Raw genomic sequence first — 16,717 nt, 5'->3', positions numbered from 1 at the left:
GACGCTAAGCGCTGGTTGACTGCGCGAAAATACGTATGTTCATCGGTAGGCATACCGACATTTCTGTTACCGCTGGTCACACCCATCCACGTGCGAGAATCGGCCGTCATGCCGGACAATCGGGCAGGGAAAGTCCGGCATTCCGGGCCCACTGAAGGGCGGGATCGGCCGGCGGCGACCGGCTCGGCGACGGCCGATGAGGGCGGCGGCGTCACCGCCATCCGGCGCGACCGGAACCTGCGCCCGCGTCCCCGTGACCCCCGTCTCACTCACACCGGACGGAAACGTCACGCCCGGGATGCATGCGGCACGGCCCGGACGCTCACTGCGGTTCCGGGGCGAGACAGCTTTCGCTCTCGTGGGCCTGGTCCTTCGGCGGCGGCTCGACGGACACGTCGCTGCCCCAGTCGGTGAAGTCGATCTCGGTCACGACGCTCCTGGGCACGCCCTCCGCGGCCAAGGGGTTGCCCCTGACGAGACGGACCCGGCGGGGCAGCCGGTCCGGCCCGACCCACAACTGCCACGAGACCCGCGACGAGTGGTGGAGATCCCGCAGCTGTGCCGCCATGGCGGGGTCGCCGCCCTGGGCCGGGCCGCCGCTGAACTCGGTCTGGGCGGCACTTCCGGAATGGACGACGGTGGCGACCTCGTCGATGACCCCGCCGGAGGAGGGGGCGGGCGCCGCGAGCCTGCCCAGCACCTCGGGCGACAGGACCGCCCGCGCGTCGAGGATCCCGGCCAGGCGCTCCGCCGCCCCGCATTCGGGGCTGCTGTGGTGCAGCCAGCTCTTGCCGGCGGGGACGTCCTTGCGGTCGGCGCGCTGCTCGTAGGTGTCGGAGCCGCCGATGGAGATCGCCCTGGTCGTCATGCCGGACAGGTCGTCCGGGACGAGGTTCTTCAGGTCTTCGGGGACGTCGGTCCGGTGGAAGGTCGTGGTCAGGTCGGAGGCGGCCGTACCGAGGCGCACGATTCCGGTGGTCCGGCTCTCGCTGTACTCGCCGGCGCCGACCGGCGCCATGAGGTCGTCCGCCGTGCGGGGCGCCGTCGCGTCCGGTCCGCCGCACCCGGCGGTCAGGGTGAGCGCGAGCAGGGCCGGCGCGATCCTCGATAAGCGCATCGGATGATCATAGGGCGAGGCAACCTGACCGCGCCGACACCGCGTCAGTACGTGTGTGCCAGACAGGAAGCTCTTTGACAACTTCGTGGCCTCGCGCTCCGACCGGCTGCTGCGGACGGCGTACCTGCTGACCCGCGACTGGGGAACGGCCGAGGACCTGCTCCAGGAGTGCCTGGCCAAGGCGTGGTTCGCCTGGCCGCGCATCGAGGAGCCCGAGGCGTACGTGCGGCGGGCGCTCGTGACGACCTGCACCTCGTGGTGGCGGCGGCGATGGCGCGGCGAGGTGCCGAGCGGCACGCTGCCCGAGGAGGGGAGGCCCGACGCCGAGCGGTCGGGGCGGGAGGAGCTGTGGGAGGCGGTGGGACGGCTGCCCGTCAGGCAGCGCGCGGTGATCGTGCTGCGCTTCTACGAGGACCTGCCGGTGCAGGAGGTGGCCAGGATCCTCGGCTGCCATGAGGGCACGGTCAAGAGCCAGACCGCCAAGGCGCTGGCCAAGCTGCGCGTGGACGAGTCGATCGTGAAGGAGTGCCGATGAGCGTGCAGGACCTGCGTGAGATGTTGCGGGAGCGGGCCGAGGGGCCCGCGCCGGCGATCCCGGACCGCCACGAGCTCGTCCGCCGCCGCGTGCGGCGCACCTGGCGGCGCAGGGTCCTGGCGTCCGCCGCCGCGACGGTGGCCGCGGGCGCGGCCGTGCTGTCCCTGCTTCCCGGGGGCGCCGTGACGCGGCACGAGCCCGCCACCTCGGCGTCCGCCGTGGCCCCCGCCCGGGAGCTGCCGGAACGGTTCACCGCCCGCGACGGCACCGGCTACCGGCGGCTGGCCACGGCGACGATCAGGACGGACGGCGCCAGGAAGACGTCGGTCACGATCCCGGTCACCGGCAGGCCGCTGGACGTGGCCGCGCTGTGCGACGGCTCGTTCGGCGCCACGGCGCCGAGGATCTCCGTGGCGGGCCGCGCCGCCGGCGCCTGGCCGTCCTTCTCCCCCTGCCCGAAAGGCATGGAGCTGGTCCCGTTGACGGTGCCCGCGGGGGCCGGACAGGTCACGGTGACGTTCGACACGACCACCAGGGGCGGGGGGTGCAGCCGGACGAAGAAGGGGGCGCCGTGCGTGACCCCCGAGCCCGTCAAGGCGGTCTGGAGCCTGGCCGTCTACGAGTGGACCCCTCCCGCGCGGCCGGTCGATCCGGAACCGCTCAGAGCCTTCCCCGAGCGGCTGGCGGGCTGGGAGCTGGCCGGCGCGACGCGGGACCGGGTCTGGCCGCAGGACGCGACGGCCACCGTCACGGTCCGGGGCGACGGCGGCAGGGTCGGCATCGAGGCGCTCTGCGCCGGTGACCTGGCCGGGCGGATGTGGTTCACCTACCGGGTCAAGGGCGGCGAGGAGGGGACGGCCACCTGCGCCCAGTGGACGAGCGGCCCCTATCCGATGGCGCTGACCGAGCTGGCCGTGCCGCAGGGCAGGCGGGTCACCGTCACCGTCCGGGCCGGCATCTGGGGCCAGGACGCCAACCGCCCGGTCCGCTGGGCCATGGCCGTCTACCGCAAGCGCCCCTGATCGCCGCTCCGCGGGGCCGGTGGCCGGGCGGCCTCCGCCTGATGTGCGAGGGACGGACGACGCGGCCAGGTCAGCCTGCTGGCGGCGGGCGGCAGGGGGCCGTCGCGGGCGATCAGCTCGGCGAGGGTGCCGCCGTCGACCAGTTCCATGACGATCCACGGCGCCCGGTCCTCGATCACCACGTCGTGGACGGTGACGATGTGCGGATGGGAGCGCAGCCGGGCGGCGTTGCGCGCCTCCCGCTCGGCGCGGCGCAGCCGCTGCGCGTGCTCCTCCTCGGAGGTGGCCGAGGGGAGCCAGACCTCCTTCACCGCCACGGGCACGTCGAGCGACTCGTCGTGCGCCTTCCAGACCCGTCCGAAGCCTCCGCCGCCCAGAACGGACTCCAGCCGGTACCGTCCGCCGATCACACGTCCTGGTCGTGTCTGCGCGGCCACCATGCTCCCTCGTCGGTGATCAAGTTGTGGCAGCCTATCCACGCGTGCTTGCGCGTATCTGCCGAATGTCCAGACTCGTGATGCATGTGTGGGCTCGGGGAGCGGCGGGGCGCTGCGCCGGTCCGGTGCCGAGGGTCGCTGGGCTGGCTATCCTGTGGCAGGTCGAGCCGGGCACGGCTCCCCCACCACGAGCCCACCGGAAGGCGACGACCGACCGTGACAGCCATTCAGCGCCGCAGCGCCCGGCCGGGTGCGACGGTGGCGGCGCACGCGGTTCTGGCGCTTCTGACGTCGATCGTCCTGGTGGGCGCCGGGTACCTGGGCGCGGCGTGGTGGCAGGTCCTGGCCGCGGCGGGCGCGGCCGTCCTGCTCCATGCGGGGGCGTCGGCGGCCGCCCGGCGGCCGTGGGCGGGGTACGCGGCCGGTGCGCTGGCCATGCTCGTCCTGGTGCTGACGCCGTTCCCGGGGTGGTCGCTGAGGCTGCTGCCCTCGGCGGTGTGCTTCCCCTTCGCGTTGTGGCGGCTGACCGGCCTGGTCCCGGTCAGGGCCTCGGCATCGGCGTTGGCGGTCGCGGCGCTCGGGATCGTCGTGACCGAGCTGGTGGAGTGGGCACGGCTGCCCGCCGACCCGGTGTGGACCCGCCTGCTGGAGGGCGGGCTGCTGATGGCCGTGGTCGGCGGCGTGTGGCTGGCGGCCCTGCTGGCACGGCGCAGGCAGGAGGCCGCCCGGCGGGCCGAGGGCGAACGGCTGGCCGCGGCCGTCGCCGGCGAACGGGCCGGCATCCGCCGCGACCTGCACGACGTGATCGCCCACACGGTGACCGTCATGGTCGCGCGGATCGAGGCGGCGGCGGTGACGACGGCGGACGCGGCGACCCGGCGCGAGCTGGGCGACATCGCCGAGGCCGGCCGGGACGCCCACCAGGGCCTGCGCGCGATGCTGGCCACCTTGGGCCCGACGCCCCCGACGCCCCCGACGCCCCCGGCGGGCCCGGCGGGCCCGGCTGCCGGGGGCGCGGCCTCCGTGGCCCAACGCGCCGGATCCCGGCCCGGCCAGGTCCCGATCTCGCTCGACGTGCTGCCCGGCCTGGTGGCCTCGGCGGCGAGCCCGCTGCACGCGGTGACGTTCGCCGAGGCGGGTGAGCGGCGGCCGCTGAGCCTCAGCGCCGAGGTGGCGGCGGTGCGGACCGTGCAGGAGGGCGTCACCAACGCGCTGCGCCACCTGCAACCGCCGGTCGCGGTGCGCGTCGGCCTGCGCTGGAGTGCGGCCGAGCTGGTGGTGGAGGTCCGCGACGACGGCGGCAGCGCGCTTCGCGGACCCCGCGGCCAGGGGACCGGCCTGATGGGTATCGAGGAACGGGTGCGCACCGCGGGCGGCACGCTGTCGATCGAGGACGGGGACGACGGGTGGGCGCTGCGGGCGCGGCTGCCCACGAAGGAGGGGGCATGAACGCGATCCAGGTCATGCTCGTCGACGACCAGGAGCTGCTGCGGGCCTCGCTGCGCACGGTCCTGTCGGCCGACGAGCGCATCGAGGTCACCCACGACGTGGCCGACGGCGGCCAGGCGATCGAGGTCGTCCGGCGGCACCGCCTCGACGTGGTGCTGATGGACGTCCGCATGCCGCGTCTGGACGGCGTCGCGGCCACGGCGGAGATCGTGCGGATCGCTCCGGCGACCCGGGTGCTCATGCTGACGACGTTCGACGACGACGAGCTGGTCGTGGCGGCCGTCCGGGCCGGCGCGAGCGGCTACCTGACCAAGGACGTGCGGCCCGCGGCCCTGGCCCAGGCGGTGTGCGACGTCGCGTCCGGCACGGCGGCGCTGGCCCCGGGGGTGGCCGCGACGATCCTGGACCTCCTGCGGCAGACGCCGACGCGCAGGACGGCGGCCCTTTCCGGCCTCACCCCGCGCGAGGTCGAGGTCTTCGGCCTGCTGGCCCGCGGCAGGTCCAACGCCGAGATCCGCGCGGAGCTGGTGCTGAGCGAGAACACGGTGAAGTCGCACGTCCGGGCCGTCCTGCACAAGCTGGGCCTGCGCGACCGCGTGCACGCGGTGATCCACGCCTACGAGAACGGGCTCGTGGGCCGCGACGAGCTGCCGCGCTGAGACCCGTTCCTTTCGGCCGCCGCCTGCGCCGTGACGGCAGGAGCGCCGCGCGCCGTTTAGGCCCGGTATCCGATGTGGCGCAGCAGAGCCCGCAGCCGGTGCTCGATCTGGGCGGCGCTCACCTCGCCGGTGTGCTGGAGCAGGACGGATCCGATCGAGCTGGCCAGGATGTCCTGGACGACGCCCGGGTCGGTGCCCTCCGGAAGGCGCCCGGCCTCGACGGCCTGCTGCGCGACCCGGGCCACGGCCTCCAGCCGTGGCCGCAGGTAGCGCTCGCGGTAGGCGGTCACGAGCTTGGGGTGGTCGACCGAGGCGCCGATGACGCGGGCCATCAGCGCGCGGAAGCGGGGACGGCTGAGCAGCTCGGCGACGGAGGAGACCAGTTCGTCGATCGACTGCCCGGCCGGGGCGGCGTCGATGTCCGGGGCGCGGGCGTGCTCCAAGGCGGCCATCAGGAGGTCCTCCTTGGCCCGCCAGCGCCGGTAGACGGTCAGTTTCGCCACGCCGGCGCGCTGGGCGACCGCTTCCATGCTGGTGCCCGCCGCGCCGCGTTCGATCAGCAGGTCCAGCGCCGCCTCCAGGATGGCGGCGTCGTGCTCCGGATCGCGGGGACGGCCGTGGCGTTCTACGCCGGCCACAGCACCTGGTTCAGCCATGTGGCCAGTCTGTCGGGTGCCGGATGGTGACGCCAACCGATGTGCCCGTCGGGGCGGATCAGCGTCACGTCGGGCGAGCCGGGCTGCATCGGCGTGAGCGCGACGATCAGGTCGGCGCCCAGGTGCGCGGCGGCGGCCTCGGCGTGGCGGGCGGCGGCGTGCCGGTCGCCGGCGAGCACGACCCACCGTCCGCCGACGGCGGCGTGCAGGGTGGTGCCGCCGCCGTCGGGACGCCGGCAGGCGAGGTCGGGCATGCGGTCGCCGGGACGCAGTCCGGGCATCCACCGGCGCTCGGCGGCGGCCAGCGGTCCCCCTCGGTAGCTGATGCCGAGCTGGGAGGCGGCCAGCCACAGCCGGCGCTGCACGGCGGGCAGCCGGACGACCGGCAGGACGACGTGGTCGCGCAGCAGGCGTTTCCAGGGGGCGCCGGGCAGCATGACGCCCACGGCGATGCTGGTGGCGCGCAGGACCTTGCGGGCCAGCGGCCGGCGTTCGCCTTCGTAGGTGTCCAGCAGCCGCCGGTCGGCGCGGCCGCGGGCGACCAGCACCAGCTTCCAGGCCAGGTTCTCCGCGTCGCCCAGCCCGGTGTTCTGTCCCTGGCCGCCGGTGGGGCTCTGGATGTGCGCGGCGTCGCCGGCCAGCAGGATCCGGCCGCGCCGGTAGGCCTCGGCCAGCCGGCGGTGGATGCGGAACTCCGAGGCCCAGCGGACGTCGGTGACCGTGTCGAGGCCGATCCCGCTGCGGCGGGCGAACTCGCTCAGCACCAGCTGGCCGATCTCGCGTTCGGACAGCCGGTCGGGCAGCTGCGGCGGCGGTTCGGTGAACACCCGCCAGGTGTCGTCGGGCAGCGCGGTGACCGACACCATGTGACCGGCCTGCATCCAGGTCGTGCTGCCGTTCCTGTCCAGCGGCCACGTGGCCCGCACGTCGGCCATCAGCAGGCGTTCGAGGAGCGTGCGGCCGGGGAAGCCGATGCCGGCGAGCCTGCGCACGGTGCTGTGCGCGCCGTCGCAGCCGATCAGCCAGTGGGTCTCGATGCGGCGCTCGGCGCCGCCGGCGGCGCGGACGGCGGCGGTGACGCCGTCGGCGTCCTGCCGGGCCGCGACCAGGCGGGTGTCCCACTCCACCTGGCCGCCCAGTTCGGCCAGACGTCGCCGCAGCGTGCCCTCGACCTCGGCCTGCGAGATGAGCAGTGCCTGTTTCGGCCGGCCGGCGACGGACTGGCCGACGTGCAGGCGCAGCACGGTGCGCCTGCCCTCGTTGTAGGACATGGTGAGCGAGGGCCGGGAGCGCTGGGGCAGGTCGCCGAGCGCGCCGATGCGTTCCAGGACCTCCGTGCCGCGTGGTTGCAGGCCGAGGGCGCGGGAGGTGGTGGCGGGGGCGGGGGCGGCGTCGATGACGCGAACGGGGATGTCGTGCAGGGCCAGGTGGACGGCCAGGGCCAGCCCGGTGGGGCCGGCGCCCGCGATGAGCACGGTGTCAGTCACTTAGTAAACGATACGGTACCGATTACTAAGTCGAGAAGGGGGCTCGGAGGCAAGGACCCGCAGCGTGCGCCTTCCTCCTGCCGGTGAGCCCCGGCGGCCGGTGCCCGGCCCTCGTCACGGGCACCGGCCAGGGGGTTTCCTTATGGAAGGTCCCCCGCGTCCTCGACGATGCCGGCCGACACCCGGGCCCTGGAGGTGATCACTTCCCCCTCGGGCAACCCGCTGTAGTACGGGTCGGGCGACTTGGCGCCGCCGACGTAGACGCGGCGTGCCCCGAGCAGGTCGAAGGTGTCCGGGTCGATGATGACCTCCTGGCGGACCCCGTCGTCGTCGCGCGTGTAGATCGCCACGCCCGGCCGGCCCAGCAGGTCGCGCACCGTCTCCACGCCGACGTCGTCCAGCCGGGACAGCACGGTGTAGAGGGCGGCCCGCAGGCGGGCCCCCGGCGCGCCCTCCTCCAGGATGCTCAGGATCTGGTGGGACACCGCCCGCGCCTGCGGCATGGAGATCTCCCGCGTGTCCTCCCTCAGGCGTTCGGCCAGGGCGGACGGCTCCAGCGGCAGCGAGCGCAGATAGGCGGGGTCGAACCGCAGACGGGGGTCCGCGCCGCCCCGGCGCCGCTGGATCGTGCCGCTGCTCCCGTCCCGCATGGCCCGTTCCTCGCCGTCCCCCCGCGTCCACCGCTCGACGGTCTCGCGCGAGCGGGTCCTGCCCGCGCCGGCTGGTCGCGCGGTGGCCTTGGCCGGCAGCCTGGGCGAGGTGTAGGTGTCCCATTTGACGTAGACCCACTGGTCGGCTCGCGGGTAGACGTCCGGCCGGCCGGCCGCCGCCGCCGTCGCGCGCTTGGCCAGGGTCTCCGCGTTGGCCACCGGCAGCCACGCCGGGGCGCCCGCGGCCGGCGTCCCCCGGTCGTCCGTGCCCAGGCTCTGCGCCACCGTGACGCCCGCCGCGATCGTGGCGCCGAACGCGCCCACGGCCGCCACGCGCAGCACCATGCGCCGCACCCGGCGGGCCGGCGGCTCCGGGGCCAGCGCGGCCATCATCCGCCGCCGGGCGTGCTCCAGATCGCCCGCTCGGCTCTGCCGCACCTCGGAGCGCAGGTCGCGGACCATGTCCAGATCGTTCATCAGACCTCCTCGATCACGTCGGTGGGGTTGCTGCCGCCCAGCGCGCGGGCGATCTTGCGGCGGGCGCGGGACAGCCGGGACCGCACCGTGCCGATGGGCACGTTCAGCGCCTGCGCCGTTTCCTCGTAGCCGAGGTCGCCCCAGGAGATCAGCAGCAGGACGTCGCGCTCGCCCTTGCCCAGCTCGGCCAGGGCGGCCGCGAGGTCCCTGCGGGTCTGCGAGGCGGAGAGGCGGGCGACCACCCGCTCGTCGAAGGCCACCGCCACGGGGTCCTCCCCGGTCCGGGCGAGCGCGCGGTATCCGCGGGTCTCCGCCCGCCGGTGGGTGCCGATGATGTTCGTGGCGATGCCGTACAGCCACGGCAGGGCGTCCTGACGATCCAGGGCGTACGTGTGCCGCTTCTCGAACGCCCTGGTGAACGTCTCGGCCACCACGTCCTCGGCCTGATCAGGGCCGAGCCGCCGGACGACGTAGCGATGCAGGACGGCGGCGTGCCGCTCGAACAGCTCGGCGAACCGCTCCGGCTCGATCAGCGAGGCCGCGATGACCGCCGAGTCCTGGGCGGGCACTTCGAAGGCCGTGGGGGCCTTCGGCTGGACCGGTTCTGACACGCCGGCCCGAAGCGGCGCTCGCGCGTCCGCCGGACCTGCCAGAACGGGTTCATCGTGTGGAAGGGATGTCACGCCGGTTCTTATCCGCATGCGGGAGAAAAGTTCCATCCGGATCTTGCCAGGGGCCGCCGCCGAGCGGGGTCACCTTGATCATGATCGCATCCCCGCTCGCCGCGGTCGCCGTCAGATCGGGTTCGTCACGCTTGCCCTCGGGCCGCCTGGGCCGGCGTCTCGGGCCCGATTTGTGCGAACAATCACATTGATCACGAGTCGCGTGTAGCAGAAGTGAGCCGGTGGTACTCAAGATCACAACACTGGGCAATCGAAGGGATCTTCGTGCGAGCACGCAAGCTGGCGACCGTCCTGGCCGCCGCGGCCCTGACCGCCGCCACGACCCTGGCCGCCACCGCCACCCCGGCCGGCGCGGCCGGACCCTGCGGCAGCGGCTACAGCCGGGTCGGCGTCTACAACATCGGCATCGAGAAGTACGGGTACCGCACCGGCATCCTGGAGGTGTACTACAGCTCCGCCACCGGCAAGAACTGCGCACTCACCTACGGCGACGGCCCCTACGCCAACACCACGAGCTGGAAGGGCGTCGTGATCTCCAGGGGCGACGGCAGCGGCAAGGACAGCGACGCCGGGAACTACCAGTACTACGCCGGCCCCGTGTACGTCTCGGCGGCCGGGCAGTGCATCGACGTCGAGGGCATCTCGCCGTCGTGGACCAGCGTCAAGCTCGACAACGTCCACTGCGGCTGAGCCCGGACTGACCGGCCCCCCTTCTCGCTGAGCACGCCGCCGTTCCGAGGGCGTGCCCGCACCGGCAGGGGGTTCGACAAGAGCCCGTACCCCAGGGTCGAGGGCACTGGCGTGCGCCATGGGCTCTGACGGCTCAGTGCGTCATCACCGATGCCCGCGTCGATGACGCACTGAGCACCGAACCGCCCGGGAAACCCCGCCGAAGACCTCGTCGCGTCGGCTGCGCGGCGAGTCAGTCCAGCGGTGTCCTGCCCACCGCCGCGAGCAGCAGGACGGGGAACTCCGGATCGGCCTGACCGACGGCGAGCGCGACCCACCGGCCCGCGCCCGGCCGGCGCCAGGCGAGCATCGTGCCGGTGAGCTGGCCGAGCTCGTCCAGCGGCGCGGGCGCCGCGGCCTCGCCTTCCGCGTACGGCCACAGATCGACCACCCCGGGGGAGCCCCAGCGCGTCGTCAGGGCGCCCGCCAGCTCCCGCAGGGCGGCGTCGATCTCCGCCTCGGCCGCCTCGACGACCTCCTCGCCACGGTCGTCCCAGAAGTCGCGGCTGGCCATCAGAAAGCACACATGGTGGTCCGGCCCGCTGGAACGGTAACCCGCCCACGCCTCGCGCGAGGCGCCCTCCCGTTCCTCCGTCGCCGGGAAGGGGCGGGCCAGGAGGGCGTCCACGACGGCGAGTCGATCACGCAGAGCCATCCCACGAGGATAGGGCCGCGAGCCGGTGAAGGTCACTTGTAGTACTGCACCCAGTACTCGACCGTGTGCTTCTTGTCGAGGGAGAAGGTCGCCCAGTACTTCGAGTGACCGGCGTTGCCGATGCGGACGATGCCGTACTTGCCGTTGCAGCGCCACGTGCCGGACTTGGCGACCCTCTCGCCACCGCCCCAGCGGCGCAGGAACCACAGATCGACCTTGATCCTCGTGTCGTTGCCCCAGCAGCGGGCCTTGACCTGCATCACGCGCACGCCCGAGGGCCGGCTCCACGCCGCGGTCGAGAAATATCCCTTGTACGGGCCCAGCACCTCGTGCCGCTGGGTGTGCCAGCTCGCCAGGGCGGTGCGGGCCTGGGCCGTGCCCGCCTGGGAGGTGGCCTGGCTGTGCGCGGCCGGCGCGGCGACGGCGGGGGCGGCCGTCAGCACGGCCAGGCCGGAGACGGCGGCGGCGAGGGCGAGGGCGGTTCTCGTGGGACGCATCGGCGGCTGCCTTTCGCAGGTCGAATCAGGTGGTCGACCGCGAAGGTATGACCGCGGGTGTTGAGGATGCGTTGAGCGCACGTTGAATCCAGCCGCGCGGCATGGCCGTCACCCGGCGTCCGGGGAGCCGTTCAGGAGGGCTTGGCCCAGCGGCGTCAGGGTGTGCAGGACCGAGCTGCCCGTCCGGACGGTCGAGATGAGCCCGGCGTTGCGCAGGACCGTCGTGTGCTGGCTGGCCGAGCCGAGGGACACGCCGACGCGCTCGGCCACGAACGTGGTGGTGGCCGGGCTGCGCAACGTGGCCAGCACCGCCGCGCGGGTACGGCCCAGCAGGGGCACCAGCACGTCGTCCGCGCCGGCGGACCGGCCCGTGACGCAGATCGGATACACCAGCACCGTGGCCGCGTCCGGCCGGTACATCACCATCGGACGGGGCGCGAAGTAGGACGGGATCAGCAGCAGCCCCCGCCCGCCCAGCGCGACGTCATGATCGCCGTCGATCGGGATGTGCAGGGTCGGCGGCCACCAGCGGCAGCCGGGATGCAGCGTGGCCAGCAGGGCGTCCACCCCGCCGCGCAGCAGCGTCTCCGCGCGCAGGGCACGGTCGGCGCCGGCCTCCGCCTGGATCTGCGACCACAGGGGCTCCACCGAGGAGCCGAAGAAGCCGCGCAGGTCGTCGGCGAGGGTCTGGCGCGCCCCGCGGCTGCCGCCGGCCAGCTCCCGCGCCCAGCGCCCGGCCCGCTGGGCGGGCGACAACGCGCCCAGATCGACCTCCAGGTAGGAGCTCGGCGTCCGGCTGGCCAGCTCGACGCCGGCGGCGAAGTCACCGGCGTCCGGCTGGAGCAGGAACGCCGGCACCGAACTCCTCGGCGGCACCAGAGGGGCCAGCACCCCCGCCCGCTCGGCCAGGCTCCCACCCACCTGCCGGACCAGCCGGCGCACTCCGGGACGCGTCCAGCTCCTGCTCGTGGGCGCGCCGAGCAGGAGGCGAACACTCAGCACCGTCTCCCACAAGGCGTTGGGAGCCGGAGCGAACGTGATCTTGCGCAGGTCGGCGTCGGAGAAGTGCACACGGATCATGACGATGGATTCTCACCGAGCCGGCTCCCTCCGGCCAAGAAGACCCCGGGCGGGCAGCCGTCAGGTCGGCTCACAAGGTCCAGACCTGAGGCGCCCGTCACATCATGAAGAGAGCAGTGCTCTTGACATGGAGCAGCCATCCGCGAGAGCATTGCTCTCATAACGGAGCAACGCCCTGCAATGGGAGGGTGCCGCTCCACCCCCGTCTTTCGGCGACGTCACCCTAGGGAAACCCATGAAGCTCGCACCCCACCTCCACCGCCTCGGTAACGACGTCGTGGCCTGCTACCTCGTCGACACCGACGAAGGCATCACCCTGATCGACGCGGGACTGCCCGGCCACTGGCAGGACCTGCAGGCCGAACTCCGCACCCTGGGCAAGACCGCCGACGACATCCGCGGACTCGTCCTGACCCACGGCGACTCCGACCACCTCGGCTTCGCCGAACGCCTGCGCAGCGAACACGGCGTCCCCGTCTTCGTGCACGCCGACGACGCCGTCCGCGCCCGCACCGGAGACAAGCCCAAAACCGCGCTCGGCCCCATGCGCCTCGGCCCCACCCTCGGCTTCTTCGCCCACGCCATCCGCAAGAACGGCCTGCGCACCCGCTACGTCAGCGAAGTCACCGAGATCGCCGACGGCGACGTCCTGGACCTGCCCGGCAAGCCGGTGATCGTGGGCATGCCGGGACACTCGCCGGGCAGCGTCGCGGTCCACGTGCCGCTCGCCGACGCCGTCTTCGTCGGCGACGCGCTGACCACCCGGCACGTCCTCACCGGACGCTCCGGCCCGCAGCCCGCCCCCTTCACCGACGACCCCGCCACCGCCCTGTCCTCCCTGGACCGGCTCGCCGGACTGTCCGCCTCCTGGGTGCTCCCCGGCCACGGCGCCCCCTGGCGCACCTCCCCGGCCCAGGTGAGCCAGGCCGTCCGAAACGCCTGACAGCGCCGGAGACTCTGCCGCGTGCCCCCGGTCACCGTCGCCGCCGGCGGGCGTCGGGACGGCCGCCGAATGAACCGGCTCATCAGAAAATCCTCGGCTACGTCAGGCGGTCGTCCGCGAGCGGGACTCGGCCGCCCAGTGAGGGGCGTTCCAACGGTCCGCCACGGCCGCGGCACGGGCGAAGTGGGCGGCGGCGGCCTCGGTGCGGCCCAGGAAGACGGCCAGCTCACCGAGCGTGTGGGCCACCGGGCGCAGCGCCATCGACAGGCTCTCCGCACCCGCCGGAGGGCCGTCGCGGTGCGCGAGCAGCACCTCGTAGATCTCCTCGGCGGCGTCCCGGTCATCCAGGGCCATGACGGCCATCGCGCGCAACGTGGTCAGGAACGTGAAGAAGAAATCCCGACGAATCTGGCCAGGTGGCGTGCGAACCTCCCGAGCCTCGTCATCCAGCCCATTGGCATGCAGCGCGAGCGCCAGCAGATCCGACGTCATGGAACCCAGCACGGCGTGAAGAGCACGCACCTCCTCCAGACGCCCACCCAACGTGCCCTCGTTCAACCAGACCGTGGCCAGCGCCAGCTGGAGAAAACCCGCAGCATGCACCGACCCGATCCGCCGCATCCCCTCACCGGCCTCCACATACAGAGCCTCGGCGTCACGGAACCGCCCCTCGATGAGCGCCAGACCCGCCAACGTGATCTCCGCGACGGCGATCGCCTCACGCATCCGATACGCACGCGCCAGCTCCAAAGCCTCACCGATCACCCGACGCAACGTCACAGGATCATTGGCCGCAGCGGCGACACCGGCATGATTGAGCAACCCGGAGACACGATAGACCGGCAGGTCATGCTCAACCCCGATCTCCACCAACTCCCGGCACAGCCCGGCATCACCCAGCACCTCGCTCAGAATCTCAAGCGCCGCCGCCCGCAACCGGGGCTCGGTCGCAAGATCCAGCGCCTCCCGCGCCGCCTCCACCACAGACGGATCATCCTCACCGACCAGCTCATGCGCATACGCCGACAAAAGCCGCGACCGCACCGCAGGAGCCAACTCACGCTCCAACAACCGACCCAGCCGATCGACAACAGGCCGATCCACCGTGCCGTACGTACGCGCCTGCCAAGGAGTCGGCTCCGTCCACGCCGTGAACGCGGCGACCATCAGATCCTCACGCCCCAACGACTCCGCGAACTCCACCGCCGCCCACCGCGTCTCACGCGCCGCAGCGACCGCACCCGCCCGCACCTGCGCCCGCAGCAGCCTGCCCAGCAGCTCCACACGCTCCTCCGGCCCAGCCGAAAGAGCAACCGCGTCGGCCAGAAGGTCGACCGCCACATCATGGGCATAACGCGCCTCGGCAAGCTCAGCGGCCCGCACACAATAACCGACAGCCTCCGACGAACCCGCCCGCGCGAAATGATGAGCCAACGCCGCCACATCACCACTCCCCACAAGAGCGGCAGCGATCCGGCCATGCATCCGAGTCGCACGCAACCTGCTCAGATCAGCAAGCAGCGTGTCCCTCACCAGAGCATGCACGAAACGGACACGGCCCGGACCAGGCTCATCCAAAAGCCCGGCGACGACACCCGCGTCCAACGCGTCCAACACCCCGTCCTCATCGACGTCAGCGGCCTTCACCAGGACATCCACCGAACTCTCCCGGCCCGCCACCGCAGCCAGCCGCAGAACCGACACCCCTCCCTCCGGCAGACGCGCAAGCCGACGACGCAACACATCCCGAACCCCCTCAGGAACCTCCGACAACGCCACCAGCGCGCCCTCACCACTCAACAACCGAGCACTCTCCCGCACATAGAACGGATTACCACCCGTACGCTCGGCGATCCCCGCAACCGTCTCGTCATCAGCCTCACACTCAGCCCGCACGAGCCGCGCCACGGCCTCCTCGTCCAAACCCGGCAACGCCACACGGACCGGCCCCACCCGCGCCAGAGAAGCCAGCGTCTCCCCCAAACGCCCACCCTCGTCCGCACGGTAGGCCACCACCACCAGAACCGGAGCCCGCACCCCCACACAACCGCCGAGCAACTCCAACGTGGTGGCATCCGCCCAATGCAAATCGTCCAGCACGACGGCGACCGGACGCCCCGACGCCACCGCCGCCAACCACCTCCACACCGCCCGGCGCAGACGGAACAGCCCAGCAGTGGCGTCGACCTCCACCGGCCCGGCATCGGCGAGCAACGGCCCCAACTCACCCGCGAACTCACCCGGCGACACGGACGCGGCGACGGCACCCAGCACCTCCGCCCAAGCCCACGCAGCCGGCGCACCCACGACCTCGGGACAACGGCCGCCGGCCACCAGCCACCCCTCACCCTCGAGCCGCCTGCCGAAATGATCCAGCAACGTCGACTTGCCGAGCCCCGCCTCCCCGGTGACACAAGCGACACGAACCCCACCGCTCACCGCCTCACCGGCAGCCGTGACCAGCGCCGACAACTGCGCCTCACGCCCCACGAACGACGCCCCGGCGACCGGAACCACCCCCTCGACAACGGCCACCCGCGACAACGGCGCGACCGGCGCAGGCAAACCAGGCGGCGCGACCGGCCCAGGCACGGACGCGCGCAGCACATCCATCCGCCGAGTGAGAATCGCCTCCTCCAACGCCACCAGCTCAGGACCAGGATCAAGCCCGAGCTCCTCCGCAAGAACGCCCCGAGCACGACGAAGCGCCGCCAACGCATCCGCCTGCCGGCCACTGCTCCACAACGCCAAGGCGTGCAGCCGCCAGCCCTCCTCACGAAGCGGCTCCTCACGAGTGAGCCGCTCCGCCTCGGCCACCACCACAGCGGGATCCCCCACCCGCAGACCCGCCGCCACATGCAGCTCCGCAGCCACCGAACGCAACTCGTTCAACCGGGCCGTCTCAGCCGCGACCCACGGCTCATCCGCCACCTCGGCGAACGCCGGCCCCTGCCACAACCCCAACGCCTCACCCAGCAGAGCCCGCGCAGCCCGCACATCGACATCCGCACGCGCCTGACCCAGCAACCCCTCGAACCGCCACGCGTCCACCGCCTCCGACGGCAACCGCAACGCATAACCCGGCGCCGCGCTCACCAGCAACCGCGCCGGCGCACGCGGCGGACGCCCAGGCTCCAGCAACCGCCGCAAATTGGACACGTACGCCTGCAACGACAACAACGCCCGAGCCGGCGGCTCCCCACGCCACAGATCCTCGATCATCCGATCGACCGGCACGACCTGCCCACGCGCAGCCACCAGCAACGCCAGCACACCCCGTTGCCGCGGCCCGCCCAGCGGAACCGGCTCGCCGCCGACCTCAGCCGCGAGAGCGCCCAGAACCCTGATGAAGACCATGATCTGGACATCGTATGCGCAGGCTCCACATGACCTCCAAAAGCCTCCCAAAGACCCAGGAGCAGGCCGAACACCCCCAACCGAGCACAGCTCGGTCCTCTGGTGGATGAGTACGGGCGAAGCCCGTGCCTTAGTGGGGGTCAAGATTTTTGCATCAGCCCACCGCCTTTACAATGTAGATCACATCCGATCCGTCCGGGCACGTTACACGTGCGACGGCCACACCCGCGGTCTCGCCGCGTGCCTGCTCCTCCTGTCGGCGGCCCTCGCGTCGACCGCCCCGG

16 protein-coding genes are annotated in these 16,717 nt (G+C 72.7%); 6 read left to right on the top strand and 10 right to left on the bottom strand.

Annotation, left to right across the window (positions count from 1 at the left end; translation table 11 throughout):
- Nucleotides 1-322: 322 nt before the first annotated feature.
- Nucleotides 323-1,117 carry a hypothetical protein gene (locus ACIBQ8_RS33685; protein WP_397193947.1) on the bottom strand — a complete coding sequence of 265 codons (795 nt, stop codon included), beginning with the start codon at nucleotides 1,115-1,117 and terminating at the stop codon, nucleotides 323-325.
- A 55-nt stretch (nucleotides 1,118-1,172) separates the two neighbouring features.
- On the opposite strand from ACIBQ8_RS33685, the gene ACIBQ8_RS33680 reads away from it, so the two are divergent.
- Together ACIBQ8_RS33680 and ACIBQ8_RS33675 are read left to right on the top strand one after the other, a co-directional pair.
- Entirely contained in the window at nucleotides 1,173-1,652 is a 480-nt protein-coding gene (locus ACIBQ8_RS33680; protein WP_397178191.1) for a SigE family RNA polymerase sigma factor, read from the top strand.
- Nucleotides 1,649-2,674: a hypothetical protein gene (locus ACIBQ8_RS33675; RefSeq protein ID WP_397193946.1), complete on the top strand. Its 1,026-nt coding sequence runs from the start codon at nucleotides 1,649-1,651 to the stop codon at nucleotides 2,672-2,674. Before ACIBQ8_RS33680 ends, ACIBQ8_RS33675 begins: the two co-directional genes overlap by 4 nt.
- Here the strand turns inward: ACIBQ8_RS33675 and ACIBQ8_RS33670 are convergent.
- Complete coding sequence (locus ACIBQ8_RS33670; RefSeq protein WP_397193945.1) at nucleotides 2,656-3,084, bottom strand: protein kinase; 429 nt, start codon at nucleotides 3,082-3,084, stop codon at nucleotides 2,656-2,658. The genes ACIBQ8_RS33675 and ACIBQ8_RS33670 overlap by 19 nt on opposite strands.
- A gap of 243 nt (nucleotides 3,085-3,327) precedes the next feature.
- Here ACIBQ8_RS33670 and ACIBQ8_RS33665 point away from each other — a divergent pair, with 243 nt between their 5' ends.
- Both ACIBQ8_RS33665 and ACIBQ8_RS33660 read left to right on the top strand, forming a co-directional pair.
- Nucleotides 3,328-4,560, top strand: a complete 1,233-nt coding sequence (locus ACIBQ8_RS33665; RefSeq protein WP_397193944.1) for a sensor histidine kinase — start codon at nucleotides 3,328-3,330, stop codon at nucleotides 4,558-4,560.
- Nucleotides 4,557-5,219, top strand: a complete 663-nt coding sequence (locus ACIBQ8_RS33660) for a response regulator (protein WP_397193943.1) — start codon at nucleotides 4,557-4,559, stop codon at nucleotides 5,217-5,219. The genes ACIBQ8_RS33665 and ACIBQ8_RS33660 overlap by 4 nt, the downstream gene beginning before the upstream one ends.
- A 56-nt stretch (nucleotides 5,220-5,275) precedes the next feature.
- On the opposite strand, the gene ACIBQ8_RS33655 is transcribed toward ACIBQ8_RS33660, so the two are convergent.
- From ACIBQ8_RS33655 to ACIBQ8_RS33640, 4 genes are all read right to left on the bottom strand, one after another.
- Nucleotides 5,276-5,875: a TetR/AcrR family transcriptional regulator gene (locus tag ACIBQ8_RS33655; protein WP_397178196.1), complete on the bottom strand. Its 600-nt coding sequence runs from the start codon at nucleotides 5,873-5,875 to the stop codon at nucleotides 5,276-5,278.
- Nucleotides 5,845-7,362 carry an FAD-dependent monooxygenase gene (locus tag ACIBQ8_RS33650; protein WP_397193942.1) on the bottom strand — a complete coding sequence of 506 codons (1,518 nt, stop codon included), beginning with the start codon at nucleotides 7,360-7,362 and terminating at the stop codon, nucleotides 5,845-5,847. The genes ACIBQ8_RS33655 and ACIBQ8_RS33650 overlap by 31 nt, the downstream gene beginning before the upstream one ends.
- Nucleotides 7,363-7,502: 140 nt before the next feature.
- Nucleotides 7,503-8,489, bottom strand: a complete 987-nt coding sequence (locus ACIBQ8_RS33645) for a CU044_5270 family protein (protein WP_397193941.1) — start codon at nucleotides 8,487-8,489, stop codon at nucleotides 7,503-7,505.
- Nucleotides 8,489-9,100: an RNA polymerase sigma factor gene (locus ACIBQ8_RS33640; protein WP_397193940.1), complete on the bottom strand. Its 612-nt coding sequence runs from the start codon at nucleotides 9,098-9,100 to the stop codon at nucleotides 8,489-8,491. The genes ACIBQ8_RS33645 and ACIBQ8_RS33640 overlap by 1 nt, the downstream gene beginning before the upstream one ends.
- A gap of 336 nt (nucleotides 9,101-9,436) precedes the next feature.
- On the opposite strand from ACIBQ8_RS33640, the gene ACIBQ8_RS33635 reads away from it, so the two are divergent.
- Complete coding sequence (locus ACIBQ8_RS33635) at nucleotides 9,437-9,862, top strand: spore-associated protein A (RefSeq protein ID WP_397193939.1); 426 nt, start codon at nucleotides 9,437-9,439, stop codon at nucleotides 9,860-9,862.
- A 232-nt stretch (nucleotides 9,863-10,094) separates the two neighbouring features.
- Here the strand turns inward: ACIBQ8_RS33635 and ACIBQ8_RS33630 are convergent, their stop codons facing one another.
- The 3 genes from ACIBQ8_RS33630 to ACIBQ8_RS33620 all read right to left on the bottom strand — a co-directional run bounded on the left by ACIBQ8_RS33630 (nucleotide 10,095) and on the right by ACIBQ8_RS33620 (nucleotide 12,133).
- The gene (locus tag ACIBQ8_RS33630; RefSeq protein ID WP_397193938.1) at nucleotides 10,095-10,556 is read right to left on the bottom strand and encodes a hypothetical protein; all 462 of its coding nucleotides are present in this window, start codon (nucleotides 10,554-10,556) and stop codon (nucleotides 10,095-10,097) included.
- 32 nt (nucleotides 10,557-10,588) lie between these two features.
- Entirely contained in the window at nucleotides 10,589-11,053 is a 465-nt protein-coding gene (locus ACIBQ8_RS33625) for a hypothetical protein (RefSeq protein ID WP_397193937.1), read from the bottom strand.
- Nucleotides 11,054-11,161: 108 nt separating this feature from the next.
- Nucleotides 11,162-12,133: an ArsR family transcriptional regulator gene (locus tag ACIBQ8_RS33620; RefSeq protein ID WP_397193936.1), complete on the bottom strand. Its 972-nt coding sequence runs from the start codon at nucleotides 12,131-12,133 to the stop codon at nucleotides 11,162-11,164.
- A gap of 235 nt (nucleotides 12,134-12,368) precedes the next feature.
- Between ACIBQ8_RS33620 and ACIBQ8_RS33615 the strand changes: the two genes are divergently transcribed.
- On the top strand, nucleotides 12,369-13,076 hold the full coding sequence (locus ACIBQ8_RS33615; RefSeq protein ID WP_397178204.1) for an MBL fold metallo-hydrolase: 708 nt from the start codon (nucleotides 12,369-12,371) through the stop codon (nucleotides 13,074-13,076).
- 102 nt (nucleotides 13,077-13,178) lie between these two features.
- Here ACIBQ8_RS33615 and ACIBQ8_RS33610 read toward each other — a convergent pair whose 3' ends face one another.
- Nucleotides 13,179-16,433 carry a BTAD domain-containing putative transcriptional regulator gene (locus tag ACIBQ8_RS33610; protein ID WP_397193935.1) on the bottom strand — a complete coding sequence of 1,085 codons (3,255 nt, stop codon included), beginning with the start codon at nucleotides 16,431-16,433 and terminating at the stop codon, nucleotides 13,179-13,181.
- Nucleotides 16,434-16,717 lie beyond the last annotated feature (284 nt).

The sequence above is a fragment of the Nonomuraea sp. NPDC049646 genome, from assembly GCF_044465525.1.
In the GTDB taxonomy this organism is placed as follows: domain Bacteria; phylum Actinomycetota; class Actinomycetes; order Streptosporangiales; family Streptosporangiaceae; genus Nonomuraea.
This window is presented reverse-complemented; position numbering and strand designations above follow the sequence as displayed.

Excerpts from the sequence above, each read along its gene's own strand:
- ACIBQ8_RS33610 (WP_397193935.1), bottom strand. The coding sequence starts at position 16,433 with ATGGTCTTCATCAGGGTTCTGGGCGCTCTCGCGGCTGAGGTCGGCGGC.
- ACIBQ8_RS33645 (WP_397193941.1), bottom strand. The coding sequence starts at position 8,489 with ATGAACGATCTGGACATGGTCCGCGACCTGCGCTCCGAGGTGCGGCAG.
- ACIBQ8_RS33630 (WP_397193938.1), bottom strand. The coding sequence starts at position 10,556 with ATGGCTCTGCGTGATCGACTCGCCGTCGTGGACGCCCTCCTGGCCCGC.
- ACIBQ8_RS33675 (WP_397193946.1), top strand. The coding sequence starts at position 1,649 with ATGAGCGTGCAGGACCTGCGTGAGATGTTGCGGGAGCGGGCCGAGGGG.
- ACIBQ8_RS33660 (WP_397193943.1), top strand. The coding sequence starts at position 4,557 with ATGAACGCGATCCAGGTCATGCTCGTCGACGACCAGGAGCTGCTGCGG.
- ACIBQ8_RS33655 (WP_397178196.1), bottom strand. The coding sequence starts at position 5,875 with ATGGCTGAACCAGGTGCTGTGGCCGGCGTAGAACGCCACGGCCGTCCC.
- ACIBQ8_RS33615 (WP_397178204.1), top strand. The coding sequence starts at position 12,369 with ATGAAGCTCGCACCCCACCTCCACCGCCTCGGTAACGACGTCGTGGCC.
- ACIBQ8_RS33625 (WP_397193937.1), bottom strand. The coding sequence starts at position 11,053 with ATGCGTCCCACGAGAACCGCCCTCGCCCTCGCCGCCGCCGTCTCCGGC.
- ACIBQ8_RS33620 (WP_397193936.1), bottom strand. The coding sequence starts at position 12,133 with ATGATCCGTGTGCACTTCTCCGACGCCGACCTGCGCAAGATCACGTTC.
- ACIBQ8_RS33685 (WP_397193947.1), bottom strand. The coding sequence starts at position 1,117 with ATGCGCTTATCGAGGATCGCGCCGGCCCTGCTCGCGCTCACCCTGACC.